The organism is Ruegeria sp. CDSC052 (genome assembly GCF_059610685.1).
In genome coordinates this window covers 41,521-61,710 of the sequence record NZ_JBXWOB010000002.1, presented here as the reverse complement: position 1 = coordinate 61,710, position 20,190 = coordinate 41,521, and the positions used below count along the sequence as shown (strand labels likewise).

The following is a 20,190-nucleotide window of genomic DNA, read 5'->3' as shown; positions in this document are numbered from 1 at the left end:
AAACGAAGGCGGTGTCAATGCAACCGCATATGCGCAGGGCGCATCGGCTGACGCTCCCAAATTACTACGGGATGGACGGCCCCACCGTTCAATTCCGACAACATATGTTCTGTTTTCAACCCCGGTAGCGCCGAGAACACGTCAAACAGCGCTTCGGCCCCTTCGGCATTCACAGGAATGTGAAGTGTCGGCTGGCCAGGCTGTTCCAACACCCAATGCGCCGGGTTCGAGGATGGGTCCAACGCCAACCGCTCGATTTCCCGTGTCGCGACCATGCCACCGTCCAGCGGGCCAAAATAGGATATCTGGCCTTCGTCGATGGTCACAACTCCGGGGCCACCGACGCCGGTGCGAAACCTGGCGCGCTGAACCCCGATCACGGCCAGTGCAACCGACACCGCCACCAAAACCCAGCCCAACCAGCCCAGCAACCCACCCGGGCCGCTGATCCAGCTGAGGCCAACCAACAGGATGACACCGGCAACCAGCACTTCGCGCCAGCGCCACAGGGCCAGTTTCGCTTCGGGTCGGATGAAACTCATGCGGTATCCTCTGGGTTTATGAACAGGATGAGCGAGTACTGCCCCGCGGATTGAAAACCGATACCGATATAAGCACGCGCAGCGGAATCGGAAGCCGCAAACAAAACCGCGCGTTTCGCACCCGTACGGCGCGCCTCCTCCAGATGCAGCGCGACGGCCAGACGCGCATATCCACGGCCGCGCATTTCACGAGGTGTAAAGACCCCACCAATCTGCACGACTTCTTGCAAGCGCGCGTTAAAACCAGTCATGGCGACAGGCTGATCGTCGACCAGCAACACACGATGAGAATCACGTGCGGTATAGGCGTCGCAATCCAAGCCAGCCTGTTTTTGCGCTCGTGACGAATTGAATTCCATTGCTTCGATCAGGTAGTCAGACCGCCACCTTTCGACGACTTCACGATCAAACGCACCCAAAGGCACCAATTCTGCGCTTGTAGCATCCGGAATAGTAAGCTGTTCCAAATCCAGCGTGAAACCCGGTTCATCGCTGTTCAGCGTTGCCGGCCGATCCTCCCACCCCGCAAGACGCATGATCCGGCGGGCCTGTGTTGCCTCAGCCGCCAATCCAAACAAGGCACGCCCCCGGATCAGATCAATCGCAGCGGCCAGTTCTTCATCTGTGCAATCGGGACATTGCGGTAAAACCATGCCCTCATTCGTGATGGAGAACGCCGCACGGGGATCGTCGCCCAACACCCAGATATTAACGGCACGTCGGTCCGTGCCCCGCAATCCAAAATCACGCAGATTGGCCAAGGGGAACATCGACGTCTGAATGTGGCGCATTAGAAACTGGTCGATCTTCGGTACATCCGCCTCCTGCGCGAGACGCCAAATCATGACCAGTCCCCCAGCGCCTGCTGCCACATGGTCAGAGCCGCAACGGCTGCAGTATCCGCGCGCAGGATACGCGGGCCAAGACTGACGACATGGGCATAGGGTAAGGCGGTCAGCCGGGCACGTTCACGTTGGGAAAAGCCGCCCTCGGGTCCGATAAGGATCGCCCATGGCAACCCCTTTTCATGCGCCGCCAGGCGCAGGGCCGAGCCGACCTCGGCCTCGTTACAAAACATCAGTTGACGCCCCTCGGGCCAGCCATCCAGAACTCGGTCCAGCCGCTGCAGATCGGCGACCTCGGGCACGAAGGTACCGCCGCATTGCTCGGCGGCCTCGACCGCGTGGGCTTGCAAGCGGTCCTGGCGGATACGTTCGGAATTGGTGAATTCTGTCTGCACCGGCATGATCCGCGCCGCACCCATTTCCGCCGCCTTTTCAACGATGAAATCGGTGCGTGCCTTTTTGATCGGGGCGAACAGGAACCACAGGTCGGGTGGCCGTTGCAGCGGTTTGGTCTGTTCGACACAAGTCAGTACACCGCCACGCTTTCCTGCTTCGGCTACTTCGGCCTGCCATTCTCCGTCCTGTCCGTTAAACAAGGCAACCTGCCCCCCTACAGCCAGGCGCATGACACCGAACAGGTAATGTGCCTGCTCGCGCGTCAATTCTACCGATTGCCCCGGACCCAAAGGGTGCTCTACATACAGTCTGATCTTTGCACTCATGAGACCTTACATATGCAAGGCAATGCGCCAACACCAGACGGTCAGGTCGCTGATGCGGTCAGCGGCAACTGGGTCGACACCTATGCGCCGGAATTCTCGCGCCCTTACCTGCGGTTGAGCCGGGCTGATCGGCCTATCGGCACATGGCTGCTGCTGATCCCCTGCTGGTGGGGACTGACGCTGGCCATCCTCAGCGACGGCACCCCGCGGTGGGAGGACCTCTGGATCGCCATCGGTTGTGCCATCGGTGCCTTTTTGATGCGCGGCGCGGGCTGCACATGGAATGACATTTCGGACCGCGACTTTGATGCAAAAGTGGAACGGACCCGGTCGCGCCCGATCCCTTCTGGGCAGGTCAGTGTTCGGCAGGCCGCGATCTGGATGGTGCTGCAATGCCTGCTGGCACTGTTGGTTCTGCTGAGCTTCAACCAGGCCGCCATCGCCATGGGCGTGCTGTCCCTGTTGCCCGTCGCTGTCTACCCCTTCGCCAAAAGGTTCACCTGGTGGCCACAGGTATTTCTGGGACTGGCCTTCAACTGGGGCATCCTGCTGACCTGGGCCGCGCATACCGGAACGGTCGGCGGGCCGGCGATCACTCTGTACCTGGGTGGCATCGCCTGGACGCTGTTCTATGATACGATCTATGCGCATCAGGACGCCGAAGATGACGAGCTGATCGGTATCAAATCCACCGCCCGCCTGTTCGGCGCAGATACCGCGCGGTGGTTGAAGTATTTTCTGGCCGCAACCGTATCCCTGATGGCGCTGGCCATTATCGACGCCATGACAGGGCAGGAGCCGATTACAGCCATGTTCGTTGCACTGGCGGGACCTTGGGCAATGGGGTGGCATATGACGTGGCAACTGCGCGGGCTGGACACCGAAGACAACGCCAAATTGCTGCAGCTTTTCCGGGCCAACCGGGATACCGGCCTTATTCCGCTGATCTTCCTTTGCATTGCTGGGTTGCTCTGATTGCACCTCGGCGCGGGCCTCTGTAAGAGTCCTGCTCAATAACTTCAGGAGTCGTCTGCCCGCACATGCGCCTGCCCTATTTCCTAGCTGCCTCCCTGATATTCCTCGTTTCGGCCAGCCTATCGCTTGTGGCCGCAGGATATGCGGTAACCAAAGTTGAAGAAGCGTCGGAACTCGCCGTGCGGCGTGCGCTTGACCTAAAAGGGCATGACTGGGCCGAAGTCGAATCCGATGGCCTGCGCGTTGTCCTGACCGGCATAGCCATTGACGAAGCAACGCGGTTCAATGCGCTGACCGCAGCCGGGACCGAGGTTGATACCTCACGCGTTATTGACGACATGCAGGTCGCCCCCACCCGGCAACTGGCAGCACCGCGCTTTTCCGCTGAAATTTTGCGAAACGACAGCGGTATTTCGATTATTGGTCTGATACCCGCAAGCCAAGACCGCAGCGAGCTGATCGAAAGGTTGCGCCGGATGGACGGCGACACCGTTTCGGACCTGATGGAAACGGCGGATTACCCTATACCCGAAGGCTGGGACGACGCGTTGAACTATGCGCTCGAAGCGTTGACCCGCCTGCCGCGTGCCAAAATATCGGCCAGCCCCGGTTTGGTGAAAATCACCGCCATTGCAGACAGCCTGCGGGAAAAAGAACGACTGGAACAGAGCCTGACCCGCGCAGCACCTCCCAGTTTGCGAATCGGGTTGTCGATCTCGGCTCCGCGCCCCGTAATCACCCCCTTTACACTGCGCTACCTGATTGATGCCAACGGCGGCCAGTTCGATGCCTGCTCGGCCCAGAATGAAAAAGCGCGGGATGCCATCGTCGCTGCTGCCAAAGAAGCAGGCCTTGCTGGTCCGTTTAACTGTACAATCGGTTTGGGCGTGCCCTCACCCCGTTGGCCCGAAGCGGCAACGCTCAGCATTCGCGCCCTGTCCAAGATTGGTCAGGGTTCGGTCACGATTTCGGATGCGGATATCACGCTGGTGGCGGCGCAAGGAACAGAGGCTGGGGTCTTTGACCGTGTGGTGGGCGAGCTGGAAAATGCGCTGCCCGAGGTTTTCGCCCTGCACGCCGTCCTGCCCGAACCCGAAACCGCCGAATCCACCGGCCCCCCCGAGTTCTCGACCACGCGCAGCCCCGAAGGGCTGGTCCAAATGCGCGGTCGTCTGAGCAATGAGACATCGCGCGACATGGCCGACAGTTTTGCCCGCGCGGCATTTGGATCGGAACAGGTTTATACCGCCACCCGCATCGCCTCCGACTTACCCGCAGACTGGCCGGTTCGTGTTCTGGCGGGGCTGGAAGCGTTGTCTCTGCTGCATAACGGCGCTCTGACTGTTACCCCTGACGACGTTTCTCTCAGCGGGGTCAGCTACGACCCGGACGCCAAAGCCCGTATCGCCGGATTGCTGTCGGAAAAGCTTGGGGATGCAAAAGGTTTCACCCTTTCGATCACCTATCAAGAGCCGCCGAAACCCGCAGACAGCCTGCCCGACCCAGAGCTGTGCGAAGACCAGCTTGCTGAGGTTCAGGCCAGCAGCAAAATCGCATTCGAACCGGGATCGGCCACGGTTGCCGCGGATTCACGCGATACCGTCAATCAGATCGCCGAGATTCTGCGCGAATGCGGCCCCATCCGGATTGAAATTCAGGGCCATACAGATAGTCAGGGCCGCGAAGAGATGAACCAGCAACTCAGCCAGGCGCGGGCTCAGTCGATCCTGAATGAGTTGCGCGGACGCCGCATCCCAACGTCAAGCTACTCGGCCGTGGGATATGGTGAAACGCAACCGATCGCAGACAACGATACCGAGGCAGGCCGAGAAGAAAACCGTCGCATTGAATTTCGCCTGATCCGGCCTGAACCCATTGCCAATTCCGAGACCGGGCTTGAGGCGCTGGAGGCCGAGACAGAGACGTCAGAAGACGCCGCAGATACCGGCGCAGGGGATCAGTAAGTGAACAGAATCGAATTCATCATTGCCACCGCCATCATCCTGTTCGCAGCCTTCTGCATGGGGTGGTTCGCCAACTGGCTGGCCCATCGTCTGTCTCGTGTTCGCCAAAGCGACGTCGCCGATCTGGATCGCATGAGCCAGGAATTGCATGAGGCCGAAGAAACCCGCGATCAGGCCATCACCTATCTGCAACAGCGTGAGGCCGAGCTAACCAATCAGCTCACCCAGACCGAGGCGGAACTGGGCGCTGCCATGGACGGGTTGCGCGCCGCGCGGCAGGAGGCCGAAGAATTACGCGGCCGGATCAACAACGCGGACTAAGAGAACCAGAGGAATCGGCAACTTGCGACACCCGCAAATATAGGGCGCCGTTGTGTGTTTCAGACACCTGCCAAACCGGGCCCGAAAATCCCCTCAGCTTGATGAAGCTTGGGCACAGCTCAATTCATGATCATGTCTCAGAGGTTGTCTCTGCCTCGTCCAGAACCTTGCGCGCGACACGAAAGCATTCCAGCGCCTGCGGCACGCCACAATAGATGCCGATCACGTGAATAATGGCCCGGATTTCTTCTTTGCTGACGCCGTTGCTGATCGCGCCGCGACAGTGGAGTTCCCATTCGTGCATCTTGCCCAGCGCGCCGATCATGGACAGGTTCATCATTGACCGGGTCTTGGCGTCAATCACATCGTCGCCCCAGCCGAAACCCCAGCACCAAGCGGTCATTGCCTCTTGAAACGGCCGGGTAAAATCGTCGGCGGCAGCCAGGTTTTTCTCAACATATTCCGCGCCCAGGGTGCTTTTGCGTTGCTCCAGCCCTCTGAGGAACAGATCTTCGTCGAAAGTCTCGGCCATTTTGGTCTCCGGTAATCGTCACAATGAAGCGGTGCGCTGATGCACTCTACGCCTCTTACAGGTACTATCAACGCTTGCACTTTACGCCGGATAAGAAAATGCGACGGATTTTCTAGCCCCTTGGCACAAGGATCATTCCACTGCCCCGCGCATCCAGTCTTGAAGACAGGCAATTATATGTACTGACATCGCTTCACCAGCGGGCTGCGATTGTGCAAGCGGTTCAAGACGTCGCGGCTATTTGAGACACCCAAAAGTAAACGGGCCGCCGTCTTAATGAGACAGCGGCCCTTACTGACTGAATGTCGGGGTTTGGTCTCGCCCCCTCGAATACCACTTAAAAATGGACAGACTAACAAAAACTTTCGACTTCTTCGAGACCAACCCGATTTCTCAATCGGTGTGCATCCTTAATGCCTGATCTTTGAGAGCGCGACAGTGAACTAGTTCACATTAAATAAATTTATCTTCAATTCTTCCAATCAAAGAACCCGGGGCCGGCCTTTGTCAGTAGTTTTTCGGCCATTGCGCGCGCCATTTCTGCACCATCACCAATCACGCCAGTGGCGTCTTCGGCGATAGAATCAGACCCGTCCGGGCGCAGGACTTCTCCGCGCAGGCGCAGAATGCCACCACTGATATCAGCCAGCCCGGCAATCGGAGTCTCGCAGGACCCGTCAAGCGCGGCCAGCAAGGCGCGCTCGGCCAAAAGTCGATACCCGGTTTCGCTATGATGAATTGCCTCCAACATCCCTGCAGCACGGGGATCGTCACTGCGACGTTCGATACCGATTGTACCTTGTGCAATGGCGGGCAGCATATCCTCGGGCGAGATAGCAGTTGCGGGAACGTCGTCCATATTCAGGCGCCGGATACCTGCCATTGCCAGAAACGTGCAATCCGCTACGCCATCGGTCAGTTTCTTCAGGCGCGTTTGCACGTTGCCACGGAACTCGACCACATTCAGGTCAGGGCGCCGGTTCAACAGCTGAGCCCGGCGGCGCAAAGACGAGGTGCCGACCACTGCGCCATACGGCAGGTCATGAATAGAATTCAGGCTGGGCGAAATAAAAGCGTCGCGCACATCTTCGCGCGGCAGGAACGTGTCCAACACAAGACCCGCGGGCTGTTCGACCGGCATGTCCTTGGTCGAATGCACAGCAATGTCGATATCACCTCGCAGCATCGCTTCTTCGATTTCCTTGGTGAACAGGCCTTTGTTGCCGATCTCCTTCAGCGGGCGGTCGGCGTCGATCATCGCGCGATTGTCGCCGGTGGTCTTGATCACCACGATTTCGAATGCATCTTCGGGCAGATCAAAGGCTGTGCCTAACCGCTGCCGGGTTTCATAGGCTTGCGCCAGCGCCAGGGGCGAACCACGGGTGCCGATTTTCAGCGGTGAGGCGGGTGAAGGCAGGGTCAATGTCATAGACACAGCTTTAGTCGCGTCACATTGCCCTGACAATGGGGGCAGAGCTTGACAAATTGCCGCCGAAGGAAGACCCGTTGCCACAAACCAGACGATTGGGGGCACAGATGGCCGAAACAAAGAAACTGCTGCGGGCATTGGCAGGACAGGTGCAGGATGTGCCTCCGATCTGGATGATGCGCCAGGCCGGGCGGTATCTGCCAGAATATCGTGCAACGCGCGCGCAGGCCGGGGATTTCCTGTCGCTGTGCTACAATCCCGAGCTTGCGGCCGAGGTCACATTGCAACCGATCCGTCGCTATGGGTTCGATGCAGCTATCCTGTTTGCGGATATCCTGCTGGTACCACAGGCGCTGGGTGCGGATCTTTGGTTTGTCACCGGTGAAGGCCCGCGTTTGTCGACCATCACGCAGCAATCCGAGTTCGATGCGCTGAAATCGGTCGAGGATATCCACGAAACACTCTCGCCAGTCTATGAGACAGTGCGCATCCTGTCACAGGAGTTGCCGTCCGAGACAACCTTGATCGGTTTTGCTGGCGCGCCGTGGACAGTGGCGACCTACATGATCGCCGGACGCGGCACCCCGGATCAAGGCCCCGCCCATGCGCTGCGCGAGGGGAATACTGCGCTGTTCGAAGCGCTGCTGGACCGGATCACGCTGGCCACGATCGAATATCTTTCAGCCCAGATCGAGGCTGGCGCCGAGGTAGTCAAGATATTCGACAGCTGGGCCGGATCGCTGAAGGGTGAGGCGTTCCGCAAATATGCGGTCGAGCCGTGCCGCGTAATCACCCAGGCCATCAAGGAACGTCACCCCGGCATCCCGGTGATCGGATTCCCGCGAGAGGCCGGAGATGGCTATATCGGGTTCGCCAAAACCACGGGGGTTGATTGCGTCGCGCTGGACAATTCGGTCTCGCCGGAATGGGGCGCCGAGCATGTCCAGGTGGATGGTTGCGTACAGGGCAATCTGGCGTCGTCGCATATGGTGACCGGCGGTCAAGCGCTGGTGGACGAGACCCGGCGGATTGTCGATGCATTCTCCAAAGGGCCGCATATCTTCAATCTGGGTCATGGCATCACGCCCGATGCCGATCCCGACAACGTTCAGCGTATGATCGACGCAGTGCACAACCGCTAGGCTTTGGGTCGGGCGTCCAGCTCGGTCAGTATGTCTTGTGTATGATCTCCGCGGCGCGGGCTGGGTCTGGGCTTCCACTCCCGCTCGGAAAACCGCGGCGCGGCGGCGGCCTGTAGCATACCGTCGGGGGCAAGCCAGGTCTGGCGTGCTGTGTTCATGGCATGGTACTGCGCCTCGGACGGGTTGAGCACCGGTGCAACACAGGCGTCACTTGCTGCAAACAGCGCCGCCCAATGATCACGTGGTTTGCCAGCAAAGATTTCAGCCAGCCGCCGGGTCAGCGCGGGCCAGGTGGAAGCATCATATTGCTGCCGAAATTCGGGATCGCCAGACAGGTCCAATATCTGCAGGAACTCGGCATAGAATTTCGGCTCCAGGCACTGCACCGCCACAAATCCACCATCAGAGCAGGCATAGGTTCGGCTCCAATGGGGACCGTCCAGAAGGCTGTGTCCGCGAGTATCTGACAGGTTTCCGGTTTGGCGCAGGCTCATCAGCAGGTTCATCATATGGGCCGAGCCGTCATAAATGGCGGCGTCCACGACCGTGCCCTTTCCTGTGCGTCCCGCATTCAGCAATCCGGCCAGAATGCCTGCGACCAGATACATGGCACCGCCACCGATATCACCCACCAAAGTGGCCGGGGTTTGCGGCGGTTGGTCCGGTTGCGACGCATACCAAAGCGCCCCGGACAGTGCGATATAGTTCAGATCGTGCCCGGCATTCTTGGACAAGGGGCTGTTCTGTCCCCAACCCGTCATACGGCCATAAATCAACTTTGGGTTCAGATCGCGACAGATATCAGGGCCAAGGCCCAGCTTTTCCATCACACCGGGTCGAAACCCTTCGATCAGTGCATCAGCTGTAGCGATCAGGCGCCGGGCCACATCCAGATCGGCCGGGTCTTTGAGGTTCAGGCTGATCGACCGCTTGCCCCGATCCAGAACTGACTGTTCGGGCATGCCCGGAGTCGCGGCCTGACCCTTGCGGTGGATGGTGATCACATCTGCACCGAGATCGGCCAACAGCATGGCGGCAAAGGGACCGGGGCCCAAGCCCTCGATTTCGATGATCCGAATTCCACTTAACATACCAGTCCTCCTGCCCGCGCAGGGTTTCGGGGCCAGCCAGGAAATGCAAGCCCGGACTGGAAAGGCCAATTGGAAAGCTGAGTAAAATGTGTGAATTGGGCCTGTTCTGTGGCTAACTCGCAGGGTAGTGTCGCCGCCAGAACGGGGGAGGCGCATGACAACAATTCTGTCCATCAGGGATTTGCGAAAGTCCTATGCCGGAGGTTTTGAGGCGCTAAAGGGCGTGTCTCTGGACATCGAGCAGGGAGAAATCCTGGCTCTTCTGGGTCCCAACGGTGCAGGCAAGACCACGCTGATTTCGACGGTGTGTGGAATAACGACGCCAACCTCAGGAAGCGTGACCGTCGGCGGCCACGATATCCAGACTGATTTTCGCGCAGCACGCCGGATGATCGGTTTGGTTCCGCAGGAGATCGCGCTCGAACCCTTTGAAAAGGTCTGGAACACTGTGCGATTGTCGCGCGGGCTGTTCGGGCTTGGGCAGAACAACGCACGTATCGAAGAAATTCTGCGCAAATTGTCTTTGTGGGAAAAACGCAAAAACGCGATCAAAGAACTATCGGGCGGTATGAAACGTCGGGTTCTGATCGCAAAAGCGCTGGCACACGAGCCGCGTGTTCTGTTTCTGGACGAGCCGACCGCAGGTGTTGATGTCGAACTGCGCAAAGACATGTGGGAAATCGTGGCCGAGTTGAAGCAGGCCGGTGTCACCATCATTCTAACCACCCACTATATCGAAGAGGCCGAGGCCATTGCCGACCGTGTCGGCGTCATCGACAAGGGTGAACTGCTACTGGTTCAGGACAAGGACACTTTGATGGCGCAGATGGGAAAGAAGCAGATCGAAGTCATGCTGACCCAGCCCATTCAAACCGTCCCCGACAGTCTGGCCACACACAATCTCAAACTGAATGGCAAGGGTGACGCGCTGGTTTATACCTACGACACAAACGCCGACCGCACTGGCATCACCACCCTGTTGAACGATGTGGCCGAGGCCGGACTGATTTTACGCGATGTACAAACGCGTCAGTCCAGCCTTGAAGAGATCTTTGTCAATATGGTGTCGGGAGAAGCCACATGAACTGGTCCGCCATTACTGCCATCTACCGGTTCGAAATGGCCCGGTTCTTCCGCACCCTTGCGCAAAGCTTCATATCTCCGGTCCTGTCGACATCGCTGTATTTCGTTGTCTTTGGCACGGCGATTGGCAGCCGGATACAAGAGGTCGAAGGCGTATCCTATGGCGCGTTCATCGTTCCGGGGCTGGTCATGTTATCTGTTGTGACACTGTCGATCTCGAACGCCTCTTTCGGGATCTATTTCCCAAAGTTTCTGGGAACGATATATGAGCTTCTTTCGGCGCCGGTGAATTTCATCGAGATCGTCATCGGCTATGTCGGAGCGGCGGCGACAAAGTCGCTGTTTGTGGGTGTCGTGATCCTTGTGACCTCTGCATTCTTTGTGGATTTGCGTATTGAACACCCGCTTGCCATGGTGACATTTCTAGTCCTGACCTGCCTCAGCTTTTCCTTGCTGGGCTTCATCATCGGCATCTGGGCCAGCAATTTCGAGCAGATGTCTTTGGTTCCGCAACTCGTGGTGACACCGCTGATCTTTCTGGGCGGTACCTTTTATTCGATTTCGATGCTGCCCCCGCTGTGGCAGACCATCACCCTGTTCAACCCGGTCGTCTATCTGATCTCGGGCTTTCGCTGGTCGTTTTACGGCCTGGCCGATGTGCCGATCATGTTCAGCCTTTTGGCCATACTGGCGTTTACCGGCGTGTGTCTGAGCATCATCGGATGGATCTTCAAAACTGGCTGGCGCATCCGGAGTTAGGCCATGGACGGCGTTGCATTTTTGCCCATCACCTTCAGTAAATACGTCCACGCGACCGATAACGGTCAGCCGCTCCCTTGTTTACCGCGTGGGCGCACTCTACATCGGCACCCATGAAGGTCAGCCTGCCGTTTCTCAAAAAACAGCCAACCGTTTCGGTCGTGCGCTTATCGGGTGCAATCGGCATGTCCGGGCGCGGGTCGATGTCTGACACAACTCTGGCACCGGTTCTCGAAAAAGCATTTCGCAAAGGCAAACCTGCCGCCGTCGCGCTTGAGGTCAACTCGCCCGGCGGATCCCCGGTCCAAAGTTCATTGATCGGTGCGCGCATTCAGCGTCTGTCGAAAGAACTGGATGTTCCCGTCTTCGCATTTGTCGAGGATGTGGCAGCTTCGGGTGGCTATTGGTTGGCAGCGGCAGCTGATGAGATTTACGCCGATGACAGTTCGGTACTGGGTTCGATTGGCGTGATCTCTTCGGGGTTCGGCGCACATCTCTTCCTTGAGAGGCAGGGTTTCGAACGGCGAGTGCACACGGCGGGCCATTCGAAATCCATGTTGGATCCCTTTGCCCCGGAAAAACCTGAAGATGTCGCAAGGCTTGAAGGCCTGTTACGCGATATCCACGAGAACTTCACTGCTCATGTCAAAGCACGACGCGGGGCAAAGCTTGAAACGGGTGCTGATCTGTTCACTGGCGAAGTCTGGCTGGCACGCCGCGCGCATGAACTTGGCCTGATCGACGGCATCGGTCATCTCAAACCCAAAATGCAGGACCGGTTTGGCGATAAAGTAAAATTCCGCCGTTACGGGCTGCGCAAGCCATTCTGGTCACGGTTCGGCGCCTCCTTGGCACAGGACGCGGTTGCCGGACTTGAGGAGCGTGCCGCATACGCACGTTTCGGTTTGTAACGTGATTATCAAGATCGTGACCCTCTTTTTGATTGCCATGGGCGTCCTGGCAATGTTCGGCAAACTGCGGTTCCCGGGGCAGAAAAAACTACAATCCGCAAGATGCCCGCGCTGTCATCGGTTCAGGATCGGTAAAGGTCCCTGTGCCTGCGAAAAAGGAGGCCGCGCATGACGGCATGGCTGTTATCCGGTCTCGGTTTGTTGATCCTGTTGCTGGCGGGGGATGCGCTGGTACGCGGTGCCGTGAACCTCAGCCTGCGGATTGGAGTACCGGCGTTGATCGTTAGTTTGACGATCGTGGCATTCGGCACCTCGGCGCCAGAACTTCTGATTGCAATCAGTGCAATTAAGGAAAACGCACCGGGCATCGCCCTGGGTAACGTTGTGGGGTCGAACACGGCCAATATCCTGCTGGTGCTGGGCCTGCCTGCGCTGCTTGCCACGCTGCACACCAGCGAATGTGACAGCCGCAAGAACTATGTGTTCATGTTGCTGGCAACCGTTCTGTTCATCGGCCTTGCCTTCTGCGGCGTGTTCAACCTGTTCAGCGGCGCGATTTTGCTGGCTGCTCTCAGCTTTGTTCTATGGACCGCCTTCCGAGAAGCCCATGCCCATCGCAAGGCCTGTGGCAAAGCATGCGCCGAGGATGACGATTTTGATGGCCTGGAAGAAGCCGATCCAGACATGCCCTATTGGAAGATTTCAGTCTACCTGGTGCTCGGACTGATAGGCCTGCCTATGGGCGCACATCTTCTGGTCGACAACGCTACAATCATTGCCCGCACTTACGGCGTCAGCGAGACTGTAATCGGACTGACACTTATAGCGGTGGGAACTTCCCTGCCGGAACTGGCGACCACAATTATGGCAGCACTGCGCCGACAAGCCGATGTCGCATTGGGCAATGTTATCGGGTCCAACATGTTCAATCTGTTGGCCATCGTCGGCATTGCAACCCTGTTTGGGCGCATTCCTGTTGATCCAGAATTCCTGCGATTTGATCTTTGGGTCATGCTGGGCGCATCACTCCTTTTGGTCCCCTTTGTATTTTTCAAACGGGATATCACCCGCGGATGGGGAATTCTGTTGACAAGCCTTTACGCGGTTTACGTTATTTCCTTGTTGGTGTGACACAAAGAGAGGCCGCATGACCCGAGCCCTAGTTACCGGTGCCGGAATTCGCCTTGGTAGGGCAATGGCCCTTTATCTGGCCGGGCGTGGCTACGACGTGGCAGTCCATTACGCCTCCTCTGAACAAGAGGCATCTAAGGTTGTCACTGAAATCAGGGCCCTGGGCCGCAATGCGGTAGCTCTGCAGGCCGACCTGTTGGAAGAAGCAAGCGTGGCTGCCCTGCTGCCACGCGCATCCGAGGCGCTGGGCGGACCCATTACCTGTCTGGTCAACAACGCTTCGATATTTGAATACGACAACATCCACACGGCCACACGGCAAAGCTGGGACCGCCACATGAACAGCAACCTGCGGGCGCCATTTGTTTTGACTCAGGCGATGGCTGAACAGGGTCTGGAACCTGAAACCGATGATGCAGGAGAGCCGCTGGCAACGGGCCTGATTGTTAATATGGTCGACATGCGGGTCCGCAAACTGACGCCCGAATTCATGTCCTACACCGTCGCCAAAATGGGGCTATGGGCGTTGACCCGTACTGCGGCTCAGGCGCTAACCCCGGCGATCCGCGTCAATGCCATCGGACCGGGACCGACGATGCAGGGTCACAGGCAATCCGAAGATCACTTCAAAGCACAGCGCGCCAACACCATTCTGGAACGTGGGTCAAACCCCTCTGACATCACCGCTGCACTTGGGTATTTCCTGGATGCTCATGCGGTCACCGGCCAGATTCTCTGCGTGGATGGCGGACAGCATTTAGGGTGGCAGACACCGGATGTTCTGGGCGTGGAATAACGTTTGGTGCTGGAAGTTTTGCACCGCTCTCATTTCTGTTATCAATCCGTTACAAAAATGTCTTTTTTTTCATACACTTGCCATGTGTAGAAATTTTTACTGTTTAAATTCAATAGATTAGATATGTGCCTATTTTTTAAGCAAATCAAGGAATCCTTAATGAAACAAGGGAAAATTCAAGCCCCACAAAAGTTATCTGCACAGTTATCCACAGAATACGTGGATTTGTTTTCCCTTGATCTGAAGCGCTCAAGATTGCAGCCATGGTCAAAGAATCACATATTTTGGCCATGACCTCTCAAGACGACACCAACAGCTCTCAGAATGACGCCCATTCGACGGCCCAGTCGACAGGATACGCCTGCATCCAGCGATATGCGAAAACGCTCGACAGTTCACCTGGCGTGTACAGGATGCTGGATGCGGACAGCCGGGTTCTTTACGTCGGCAAGGCGCGCAATCTGAAGGCACGGGTGTCGAACTATACAAGACCGGGACACTCTGGCCGGATCGAGCGGATGATTGCGGCCACGGCCTCGATGATGTTCCTGACGACCCGGACCGAGACCGAGGCGCTGCTGCTTGAACAGAACCTGATCAAGCAGCTCAAACCGAAATACAACGTGCTGCTGCGCGACGACAAAAGCTTTCCCAATATTCTGGTGGCAAAGGACCATGTCTTTCCACAGATCAAAAAGCATCGGGGAGCAAAAAAGGAAAAGGGCGCGTATTTCGGCCCCTTCGCCAGCGCGGGTGCCGTGAACCGAACCCTGAACCAGCTGCAAAAGGCCTTCCTGCTGCGCAACTGTTCTGACTCGATGTTCGAAAGCCGCACCCGTCCCTGCCTGCTCTATCAGATCAAGCGGTGTTCTGGGCCTTGTGTCGGGTTGATCTCGGATCAGGACTACCGTGAAAGCGTCAAGGATGCGGAACGATTCCTGTCAGGCCGGTCGACCAAAGTGCAAGAGGAACTGGCCGAACAGATGATGGCCGCGTCTGAGGCGATGGAGTTTGAACGCGCCGCTGGCCTGCGCGATCGCATCCGGGCGCTGACGCAGGTGCAGACCTCGCAAGGCATTAACCCGCGCGGTGTGGCCGAGGCGGATGTGATCGGCTTGTATATGGACAGTGGGCAGGCTTGCGTTCAGGTGTTCTTCATCCGCGCCAACCAGAACTGGGGCAACAAGGACTTCTATCCCCGCGTCGGGGCAGATGTGTCAGCCGCCGAGGTGATGGAGGCGTTTCTGGGTCAGTTCTACGACAACAAGGAACCACCCCGTCAGTTGATCCTGTCAGATGCCATTGAAAACGCCGACCTGATGCAAGAGGCGCTGACAGAAAAAGCCGGTCGCAAGGTAGAAATCCTTGTGCCCCAGCGTGGTGAGAAACAAGAACTTGTCGCAGGGGCCATACGCAACGCGCGTGAATCCCTGGCCCGGCGGATGTCGGAAAGTGCCACCCAGGCCAAACTGTTGCGCGGGATCGCCGAGGCATTTGATCTGGATGCCCCGCCAAGCCGGATCGAAGTCTACGACAACTCGCATATTCAAGGAACAAATGCCGTGGGCGGCATGATCGTGGCCGGCCCCGAAGGTTTCATGAAAAATGCCTATCGCAAGTTCAACATTCGTGGAGATGACCTGACCCCCGGTGACGACTTTGGCATGATGAAAGAGGTGCTGACCCGCCGCTTTACCCGCCTGCAAAAAGAAGATCCCGACCGTGACAAGGGAATGTGGCCCGATCTGTTGCTGATTGACGGTGGCGCCGGGCAAGTGAGCGCCGTCCATGAGATTATGGCGCAGCACGGGGTCGAGGAGATCCCCATGATCGGTGTCGCCAAAGGCGTTGACCGCGACCATGGTAAGGAAGAATTTCACCGCACCGGCCAAAGGCCCTTTGCGCTGAAACGCAACGACCCGGTGCTCTATTTCATTCAGCGCCTAAGAGACGAGGCCCACCGGTTTGCCATCGGCACCCATCGAGCCAAGCGTGCCAAGGCCGTGGGGGCCACACCGCTGGATGAAATCCCAGGCGTGGGGGCCGCGCGCAAACGTGCCCTGTTGGCTCATTTCGGCAGCGCCAAAGCAGTTGGCCGGGCCAACCTGGCCGATCTGAAAGCGGTCGAAGGGATTTCGGCCGGCTTGGCGCAAAAGGTCTATGATTTCTTCCACGACAAGGGCTAGGCCCGCCGCCCGCGCCACAGGATGTACAGCCCCGAGGCCACAATCAGCGCGCTGCCGATCCACATGGTCTGGTCTAGTTGCTCGCCGAACAGGAACACGCCCAGACCGATACCGAACAGCAGACGCGTATAGCGGAACGGCGTCACGGCCGAGACCTCTCCGATCCGCATCGCCTTCATAAGCGAGGCATAGGCCATCACACCCATAAGCACCGCACCGGTCAGAAACAGACCGTTGTACAGATCGAGCGGGACGATTGGCACGCCCTCCCACAGGCGATAGGCCAAACCGGCAACGATGATGCTGAGGAAGCCGTAAAAGCCCAAAACCTCAGTCCCCAGTGTCGCCGGGGCTGCGCGGCTGGCCAGATCGCGACCGGCAAAGCCCAACATGCCCAGCACCGCCAGAATGGACAGCGCCGAAAAGCTGTCTCCGGTCGGTTGCAGGATGACTACAACGCCAATCAGACCGATCAGAATCGCGCTCCACCGTCGCCAGCCAACTGTTTCGCCAAAGATCAGCGCAGCGCCAGCGACCACGACCAACGGAGTCGCCTGCAAAATCACAGTAGCTGAGGACAAAGGCGTCAGCACAATGGCTAAGACATAGAATAACCGTCCGAATACCTCGAAGAGCACGCGCACTTTCATCGGGCGCGACAGGACATCCGGCTGAAACAGTTGCGTGCCGCGCGCCAGTGCAACCGCCGCAAAGACCAGCGCCCCACCCACCCCGAACAGAACCATCACCTGCCAGATCGGTACGGCACCCGAAGCCGCTTTCAACAGCGCGTCTTCCAGCGCAAACCCCGCCATTGCAGCGATCATCCACAGGCTGCCGGTCAGATTTGACCGGGCATCGGTTTGTATATGAGCTGTCATGATGTGCCTTCTGTCCCGGATACGTGCGGTGAACCTGACCGCAAAAAGAACAAACTCCAAGGGGCATGGGCGCACCTCGCCTTGCCTGCGGCGCTTTGACCAAGTTCAGGGGACAAGTACGGTTTTTTGACTGTCTATCTTTTCTGTTGGATTTTAGCGATGTAGGGTCCGCTGCATGAAGTGGAACCTGCCCAATATTCTGACCGTCCTGCGTCTGCTGGCAGCCCCGGGGCTGGCCGTGATGTTTTTGTATTTCACCCGGCCCTATGCCGACTGGTTCGCGTTGATCCTGTTTCTGACAGCCGCCTTAACCGACTGGTTCGATGGCTATCTGGCACGAGCGTGGAAGCAGGAAACAAAAATTGGCGCCATGCTGGACCCGATTGCCGATAAGGCGATGGTGGTGATCGCGCTGATGATCTTGGTCGGGTATTCGGCCGAACACTGGACGCCGTGGCTGGTCCTGCCTGCCACTGTGATCCTGTTCCGAGAGGTCTTTGTGTCAGGCCTGCGCGAATATTTGGGTGATACGGCTGGAACGCTGAAAGTTACCAAACTTGCCAAATGGAAAACCACGGCTCAGATGGTGGCGATAGCCGTCTTGTTTTCACAGGGCATCTTCGAGCATTACTTTGTGATGGCCAGCTTCGGCATGGACCCAACGCTGATCGACCAGATTCTGACCGGGCAGGAAGACGACCTGAACGGCCTGCGCTGGCATCTTGAAGGGATGTTCTGGTCCAGTCGGATCGGCCTGTGGCTGCTGTGGATCGCAGCAGCGCTGACATTGATCACCGGCTATGACTACCTACGTAAAGCCATGCCACACCTGAAGGAGAACTAAGGGATGGATGTGCTGTATTTCGCATGGGTCCGCGAACGGATTGGCCTGCCGAAAGAACGGGTTGAAACCGAGGCCGCCACCGTATCCGATCTGGTCGCAGAACTTAGCGCGCGCGAGGATCGCTATGCAGCGGCCTTTGCGGATCTGTCGGCCTTACGTGTTGCGCTGGATCAGGAATTGTCGGATTTTGACGCCCCGTTGGCGGGCGTTCGTGAGGTTGCCTTTTTTCCACCAATGACAGGTGGCTGAAGTCATGCGCATCGTGGTGCAGGAAGACCCGTTTGACCTAGGTACCGAGGCAAATGACTTTGCGGCGGGCGATGCTGCAAATGGCGCAATCGTGACCTTTACCGGTGTTGTGCGTGATCTGGCCACGGGCGATTTGGACGTGATGGAGATTGAGCATTATCCGGGCATGACGGAACGGGCCTTGACCCAGATTGCGCAAGAAGCAATAGACCGCTGGTCGCTGGGCAATGTGCTGGTGATCCATCGGCATGGCAGGCTCGCTCCGGGGGATCGGATCATGATGGTGGCCACTGCCGCACCGCATCGCAAGGATGCGTTCGAGGCGGCCGAATATCTGATGGACTACCTAAAATCCCGCGCCCCCTTCTGGAAGAAAGAAATCACCACCGCTGGTGCGGAGTGGGTTTCGGCCAAGGACGAAGACGAAGATGCACTGACCCGGTGGTAAACACGGGTCCCTGCATATAAGCCTTTGCACCATGCTGTTCGTATTCGGTGCTCACATGCTTATCACCGTGTGCTGCAAATTTGGATCCGCCAAAACTATGCTGGATAAAGGTGTTGGTTTCAGGCAGCCGCTCAGTTTCGATCAACTCTAGAACCGAAAGCAAAACATCCCGCATGTGGGCAAAGATGTTGAGACAATCTTCCTCCGCCGAAGCCGCAAAAGAAATGACTATCGACAGGAAAGCGGTAATTAGCGCTGTCAGAATGCCGGTTCCGAATAGATAGTCGTTGAACGGATTTTTGACATCGTAGAAGCCCCTGAAGGTTAGAGTTTCCCATTCGATTTCGACCCTAAGTACAGACGGAAGATGCCGACTGGAACTTGGCGGCATATCACTCAGCTGCGTGGATCCAGGAAGCACCAAAACCAGCTTGTTTTGGAGTTCTGGACTACCTGACGTTGCACAAGGCCCTTATCCGGAAACAGGGAATCGCGTTCACGGGATCGATGCGCATGTCCTAGCCTGAACAAAGAAGCACGTTCTCGGGGCTCTTTGGCGCACCCGGCAAAGCACCGGCCAATAAATTCGGTCACTTTTCGGAGGGGTCACTTTCTGCATAGTCTCGCAGTACTTGAATGTCCGAGAGCAGGGCATGTGTCCGGTCAATTTTAACGCCAAACGGCTTTAGCCGGGAAAAGGCGCGGCTCAGGCTTTCGGGCTTCATGCCCAGGCGCCCGGCAATCAACATCTTGTCATAGGGCAGCTCGACAATGCAGTCCCCCATCTCGGCTTCGCAGAGAGTCAGAAGAAATTCTGCCACCCGCTGTGCGCCGGTCTGGGCCTTAAGCTGCTCAAGCTGGGCGACCAGAGAATGCAGATGGGTAAAGGTAGCTGCCAGAATTGACACCCCAATTTCCGGGTCCTCTCGCATAAGGGACAAAAGGACCGGACTTGGAATGTGCATGATCTCACAGGCCGAAACTGCCTCGGCCGAAACCGGATAGGGAACGTTACGCAAGGCGACCGCTTCGCCAAAGCTTTCGCCGCGGGTGAAAACGCTGACAACTGCTTCGGCACCGGTAGGGGACATGCGAAACAGCTTTACCCAGCCCGACAGAACCACATGAATGGCCTGGGCTTTTTCTTCCTGTAGAAAAATCGTCTCTCCGCGATCATATTTCCGCCAGATCGCGTGGCTTAACAGCGTGTCTATATGATGCTCGGGAAAGCTTTTGAGCAATAGTGACTGCTTGGCGATCGCTTTTAGTGCCTCATGCGCCACGAAGCTTTCCCCTCTTTTCTAGTTGCGTACCCGATCAGTACGTCCGTCTTCTTAAG

At 57.5% G+C, this 20,190-nt stretch carries 21 protein-coding genes; 13 read left to right on the top strand and 8 right to left on the bottom strand.

Features of this window, described 5'->3' with window-relative positions; genetic code table 11:
• Window positions 1–14 precede the first annotated feature (14 nt).
• Genes AC2FIM_RS05610 through AC2FIM_RS05600 form a run of 3 tightly spaced genes read right to left on the bottom strand, consistent with a single transcriptional unit; the run spans window position 15 to window position 2,109 of the window.
• Window positions 15–542, bottom strand: coding sequence for a hypothetical protein (locus tag AC2FIM_RS05610; RefSeq protein ID WP_271948569.1), 528 nt, complete (start codon window positions 540–542; stop codon window positions 15–17).
• Window positions 539–1,387 carry a GNAT family N-acetyltransferase gene (locus tag AC2FIM_RS05605; RefSeq protein WP_271948570.1) on the bottom strand — a complete coding sequence of 283 codons (849 nt, stop codon included), beginning with the start codon at window positions 1,385–1,387 and terminating at the stop codon, window positions 539–541. Before AC2FIM_RS05605 ends, AC2FIM_RS05610 begins: the two co-directional genes overlap by 4 nt.
• Window positions 1,384–2,109 (bottom strand): 16S rRNA (uracil(1498)-N(3))-methyltransferase, encoded by a 726-nt coding sequence (locus AC2FIM_RS05600; protein ID WP_271948572.1) that lies wholly within the window; start codon window positions 2,107–2,109, stop codon window positions 1,384–1,386. The genes AC2FIM_RS05605 and AC2FIM_RS05600 overlap by 4 nt, the downstream gene beginning before the upstream one ends.
• 12 nt (window positions 2,110–2,121) lie before the next feature.
• Here AC2FIM_RS05600 and ubiA point away from each other — a divergent pair, with 12 nt between their 5' ends.
• From ubiA to AC2FIM_RS05585, 3 genes are all read left to right on the top strand, one after another.
• The gene (ubiA, locus tag AC2FIM_RS05595; protein ID WP_496676706.1) at window positions 2,122–3,084 is read left to right on the top strand and encodes a 4-hydroxybenzoate octaprenyltransferase; all 963 of its coding nucleotides are present in this window, start codon (window positions 2,122–2,124) and stop codon (window positions 3,082–3,084) included.
• Between the two features lie 65 nt (window positions 3,085–3,149).
• Window positions 3,150–5,048, top strand: a complete 1,899-nt coding sequence (locus AC2FIM_RS05590) for an OmpA family protein (RefSeq protein ID WP_142635292.1) — start codon at window positions 3,150–3,152, stop codon at window positions 5,046–5,048.
• Window positions 5,049–5,369 (top strand): hypothetical protein, encoded by a 321-nt coding sequence (locus tag AC2FIM_RS05585; RefSeq protein ID WP_142635291.1) that lies wholly within the window; start codon window positions 5,049–5,051, stop codon window positions 5,367–5,369.
• A gap of 130 nt (window positions 5,370–5,499) precedes the next feature.
• Here the strand turns inward: AC2FIM_RS05585 and AC2FIM_RS05580 are convergent, their stop codons facing one another.
• Both AC2FIM_RS05580 and hemC read right to left on the bottom strand, forming a co-directional pair.
• Complete coding sequence (locus tag AC2FIM_RS05580; RefSeq protein ID WP_142635290.1) at window positions 5,500–5,901, bottom strand: carboxymuconolactone decarboxylase family protein; 402 nt, start codon at window positions 5,899–5,901, stop codon at window positions 5,500–5,502.
• A gap of 469 nt (window positions 5,902–6,370) precedes the next feature.
• Window positions 6,371–7,330, bottom strand: coding sequence for a hydroxymethylbilane synthase (gene hemC, locus AC2FIM_RS05575; protein ID WP_496676710.1), 960 nt, complete (start codon window positions 7,328–7,330; stop codon window positions 6,371–6,373).
• 107 nt (window positions 7,331–7,437) lie between these two features.
• Between hemC and hemE the strand changes: the two genes are divergently transcribed.
• A complete protein-coding gene (gene hemE / locus AC2FIM_RS05570) occupies window positions 7,438–8,472 on the top strand; it encodes a uroporphyrinogen decarboxylase (RefSeq protein WP_496676713.1) in 1,035 nt (344 codons plus the stop codon).
• On the opposite strand, the gene AC2FIM_RS05565 is transcribed toward hemE, so the two are convergent.
• Window positions 8,469–9,563: a CaiB/BaiF CoA transferase family protein gene (locus AC2FIM_RS05565; RefSeq protein WP_496676716.1), complete on the bottom strand. Its 1,095-nt coding sequence runs from the start codon at window positions 9,561–9,563 to the stop codon at window positions 8,469–8,471. The two genes, hemE and AC2FIM_RS05565, sit on opposite strands and share 4 nt — an antisense overlap.
• A 154-nt stretch (window positions 9,564–9,717) precedes the next feature.
• Between AC2FIM_RS05565 and AC2FIM_RS05560 the strand changes: the two genes are divergently transcribed.
• The 6 genes from AC2FIM_RS05560 to uvrC all read left to right on the top strand — a co-directional run bounded on the left by AC2FIM_RS05560 (window position 9,718) and on the right by uvrC (window position 16,429).
• Window positions 9,718–10,647, top strand: coding sequence for an ABC transporter ATP-binding protein (locus AC2FIM_RS05560; RefSeq protein ID WP_271948586.1), 930 nt, complete (start codon window positions 9,718–9,720; stop codon window positions 10,645–10,647).
• On the top strand, window positions 10,644–11,405 hold the full coding sequence (locus AC2FIM_RS05555) for an ABC transporter permease (protein ID WP_496676719.1): 762 nt from the start codon (window positions 10,644–10,646) through the stop codon (window positions 11,403–11,405). The genes AC2FIM_RS05560 and AC2FIM_RS05555 overlap by 4 nt, the downstream gene beginning before the upstream one ends.
• Before the next feature lie 113 nt (window positions 11,406–11,518).
• Window positions 11,519–12,316: a S49 family peptidase gene (locus AC2FIM_RS05550; RefSeq protein WP_496676722.1), complete on the top strand. Its 798-nt coding sequence runs from the start codon at window positions 11,519–11,521 to the stop codon at window positions 12,314–12,316.
• A gap of 168 nt (window positions 12,317–12,484) precedes the next feature.
• Window positions 12,485–13,447 (top strand): calcium/sodium antiporter, encoded by a 963-nt coding sequence (locus tag AC2FIM_RS05545; RefSeq protein ID WP_271948590.1) that lies wholly within the window; start codon window positions 12,485–12,487, stop codon window positions 13,445–13,447.
• 16 nt (window positions 13,448–13,463) lie between these two features.
• Window positions 13,464–14,243 (top strand): SDR family oxidoreductase, encoded by a 780-nt coding sequence (locus AC2FIM_RS05540; protein WP_282021672.1) that lies wholly within the window; start codon window positions 13,464–13,466, stop codon window positions 14,241–14,243.
• A 290-nt stretch (window positions 14,244–14,533) separates the two neighbouring features.
• Window positions 14,534–16,429: an excinuclease ABC subunit UvrC gene (uvrC, locus tag AC2FIM_RS05535; RefSeq protein WP_281995275.1), complete on the top strand. Its 1,896-nt coding sequence runs from the start codon at window positions 14,534–14,536 to the stop codon at window positions 16,427–16,429.
• Here the strand turns inward: uvrC and AC2FIM_RS05530 are convergent.
• Window positions 16,426–17,310: a DMT family transporter gene (locus tag AC2FIM_RS05530; protein ID WP_496701014.1), complete on the bottom strand. Its 885-nt coding sequence runs from the start codon at window positions 17,308–17,310 to the stop codon at window positions 16,426–16,428. The two genes, uvrC and AC2FIM_RS05530, sit on opposite strands and share 4 nt — an antisense overlap.
• 175 nt (window positions 17,311–17,485) lie before the next feature.
• Here AC2FIM_RS05530 and pgsA point away from each other — a divergent pair, with 175 nt between their 5' ends.
• Genes pgsA through AC2FIM_RS05515 form a run of 3 tightly spaced genes read left to right on the top strand, consistent with a single transcriptional unit; the run spans window position 17,486 to window position 18,851 of the window.
• Window positions 17,486–18,154 (top strand): CDP-diacylglycerol--glycerol-3-phosphate 3-phosphatidyltransferase, encoded by a 669-nt coding sequence (gene pgsA, locus AC2FIM_RS05525; RefSeq protein WP_142635269.1) that lies wholly within the window; start codon window positions 17,486–17,488, stop codon window positions 18,152–18,154.
• A gap of 3 nt (window positions 18,155–18,157) precedes the next feature.
• Window positions 18,158–18,403: a molybdopterin converting factor subunit 1 gene (gene moaD / locus AC2FIM_RS05520; protein ID WP_142635267.1), complete on the top strand. Its 246-nt coding sequence runs from the start codon at window positions 18,158–18,160 to the stop codon at window positions 18,401–18,403.
• Window positions 18,404–18,407: 4 nt separating this feature from the next.
• Window positions 18,408–18,851 carry a molybdenum cofactor biosynthesis protein MoaE gene (locus AC2FIM_RS05515; RefSeq protein WP_142635265.1) on the top strand — a complete coding sequence of 148 codons (444 nt, stop codon included), beginning with the start codon at window positions 18,408–18,410 and terminating at the stop codon, window positions 18,849–18,851.
• A gap of 590 nt (window positions 18,852–19,441) precedes the next feature.
• On the opposite strand, the gene AC2FIM_RS05510 is transcribed toward AC2FIM_RS05515, so the two are convergent.
• Window positions 19,442–20,134: a Crp/Fnr family transcriptional regulator gene (locus tag AC2FIM_RS05510; RefSeq protein ID WP_271948599.1), complete on the bottom strand. Its 693-nt coding sequence runs from the start codon at window positions 20,132–20,134 to the stop codon at window positions 19,442–19,444.
• Window positions 20,135–20,190 lie beyond the last annotated feature (56 nt).

What these genes read in the sequence shown, in the direction of transcription:
- AC2FIM_RS05610 (WP_271948569.1), bottom strand. Translation starts at nt 542, where the DNA reads ATGAGTTTCATCCGACCCGAAGCGAAACTGGCCCTGTGGCGCTGGCGC.
- AC2FIM_RS05605 (WP_271948570.1), bottom strand. Translation starts at nt 1,387, where the DNA reads ATGATTTGGCGTCTCGCGCAGGAGGCGGATGTACCGAAGATCGACCAG.
- AC2FIM_RS05600 (WP_271948572.1), bottom strand. Translation starts at nt 2,109, where the DNA reads ATGAGTGCAAAGATCAGACTGTATGTAGAGCACCCTTTGGGTCCGGGG.
- ubiA (WP_496676706.1), top strand. Translation starts at nt 2,122, where the DNA reads ATGCAAGGCAATGCGCCAACACCAGACGGTCAGGTCGCTGATGCGGTC.
- AC2FIM_RS05590 (WP_142635292.1), top strand. Translation starts at nt 3,150, where the DNA reads ATGCGCCTGCCCTATTTCCTAGCTGCCTCCCTGATATTCCTCGTTTCG.
- AC2FIM_RS05580 (WP_142635290.1), bottom strand. Translation starts at nt 5,901, where the DNA reads ATGGCCGAGACTTTCGACGAAGATCTGTTCCTCAGAGGGCTGGAGCAA.
- hemC (WP_496676710.1), bottom strand. Translation starts at nt 7,330, where the DNA reads ATGACATTGACCCTGCCTTCACCCGCCTCACCGCTGAAAATCGGCACC.
- hemE (WP_496676713.1), top strand. Translation starts at nt 7,438, where the DNA reads ATGGCCGAAACAAAGAAACTGCTGCGGGCATTGGCAGGACAGGTGCAG.
- AC2FIM_RS05565 (WP_496676716.1), bottom strand. Translation starts at nt 9,563, where the DNA reads ATGTTAAGTGGAATTCGGATCATCGAAATCGAGGGCTTGGGCCCCGGT.
- AC2FIM_RS05560 (WP_271948586.1), top strand. Translation starts at nt 9,718, where the DNA reads ATGACAACAATTCTGTCCATCAGGGATTTGCGAAAGTCCTATGCCGGA.
- AC2FIM_RS05555 (WP_496676719.1), top strand. Translation starts at nt 10,644, where the DNA reads ATGAACTGGTCCGCCATTACTGCCATCTACCGGTTCGAAATGGCCCGG.
- AC2FIM_RS05550 (WP_496676722.1), top strand. Translation starts at nt 11,519, where the DNA reads ATGAAGGTCAGCCTGCCGTTTCTCAAAAAACAGCCAACCGTTTCGGTC.
- AC2FIM_RS05545 (WP_271948590.1), top strand. Translation starts at nt 12,485, where the DNA reads ATGACGGCATGGCTGTTATCCGGTCTCGGTTTGTTGATCCTGTTGCTG.
- AC2FIM_RS05540 (WP_282021672.1), top strand. Translation starts at nt 13,464, where the DNA reads ATGACCCGAGCCCTAGTTACCGGTGCCGGAATTCGCCTTGGTAGGGCA.
- uvrC (WP_281995275.1), top strand. Translation starts at nt 14,534, where the DNA reads ATGACCTCTCAAGACGACACCAACAGCTCTCAGAATGACGCCCATTCG.
- AC2FIM_RS05530 (WP_496701014.1), bottom strand. Translation starts at nt 17,310, where the DNA reads ATGACAGCTCATATACAAACCGATGCCCGGTCAAATCTGACCGGCAGC.
- pgsA (WP_142635269.1), top strand. Translation starts at nt 17,486, where the DNA reads ATGAAGTGGAACCTGCCCAATATTCTGACCGTCCTGCGTCTGCTGGCA.
- moaD (WP_142635267.1), top strand. Translation starts at nt 18,158, where the DNA reads ATGGATGTGCTGTATTTCGCATGGGTCCGCGAACGGATTGGCCTGCCG.
- AC2FIM_RS05515 (WP_142635265.1), top strand. Translation starts at nt 18,408, where the DNA reads ATGCGCATCGTGGTGCAGGAAGACCCGTTTGACCTAGGTACCGAGGCA.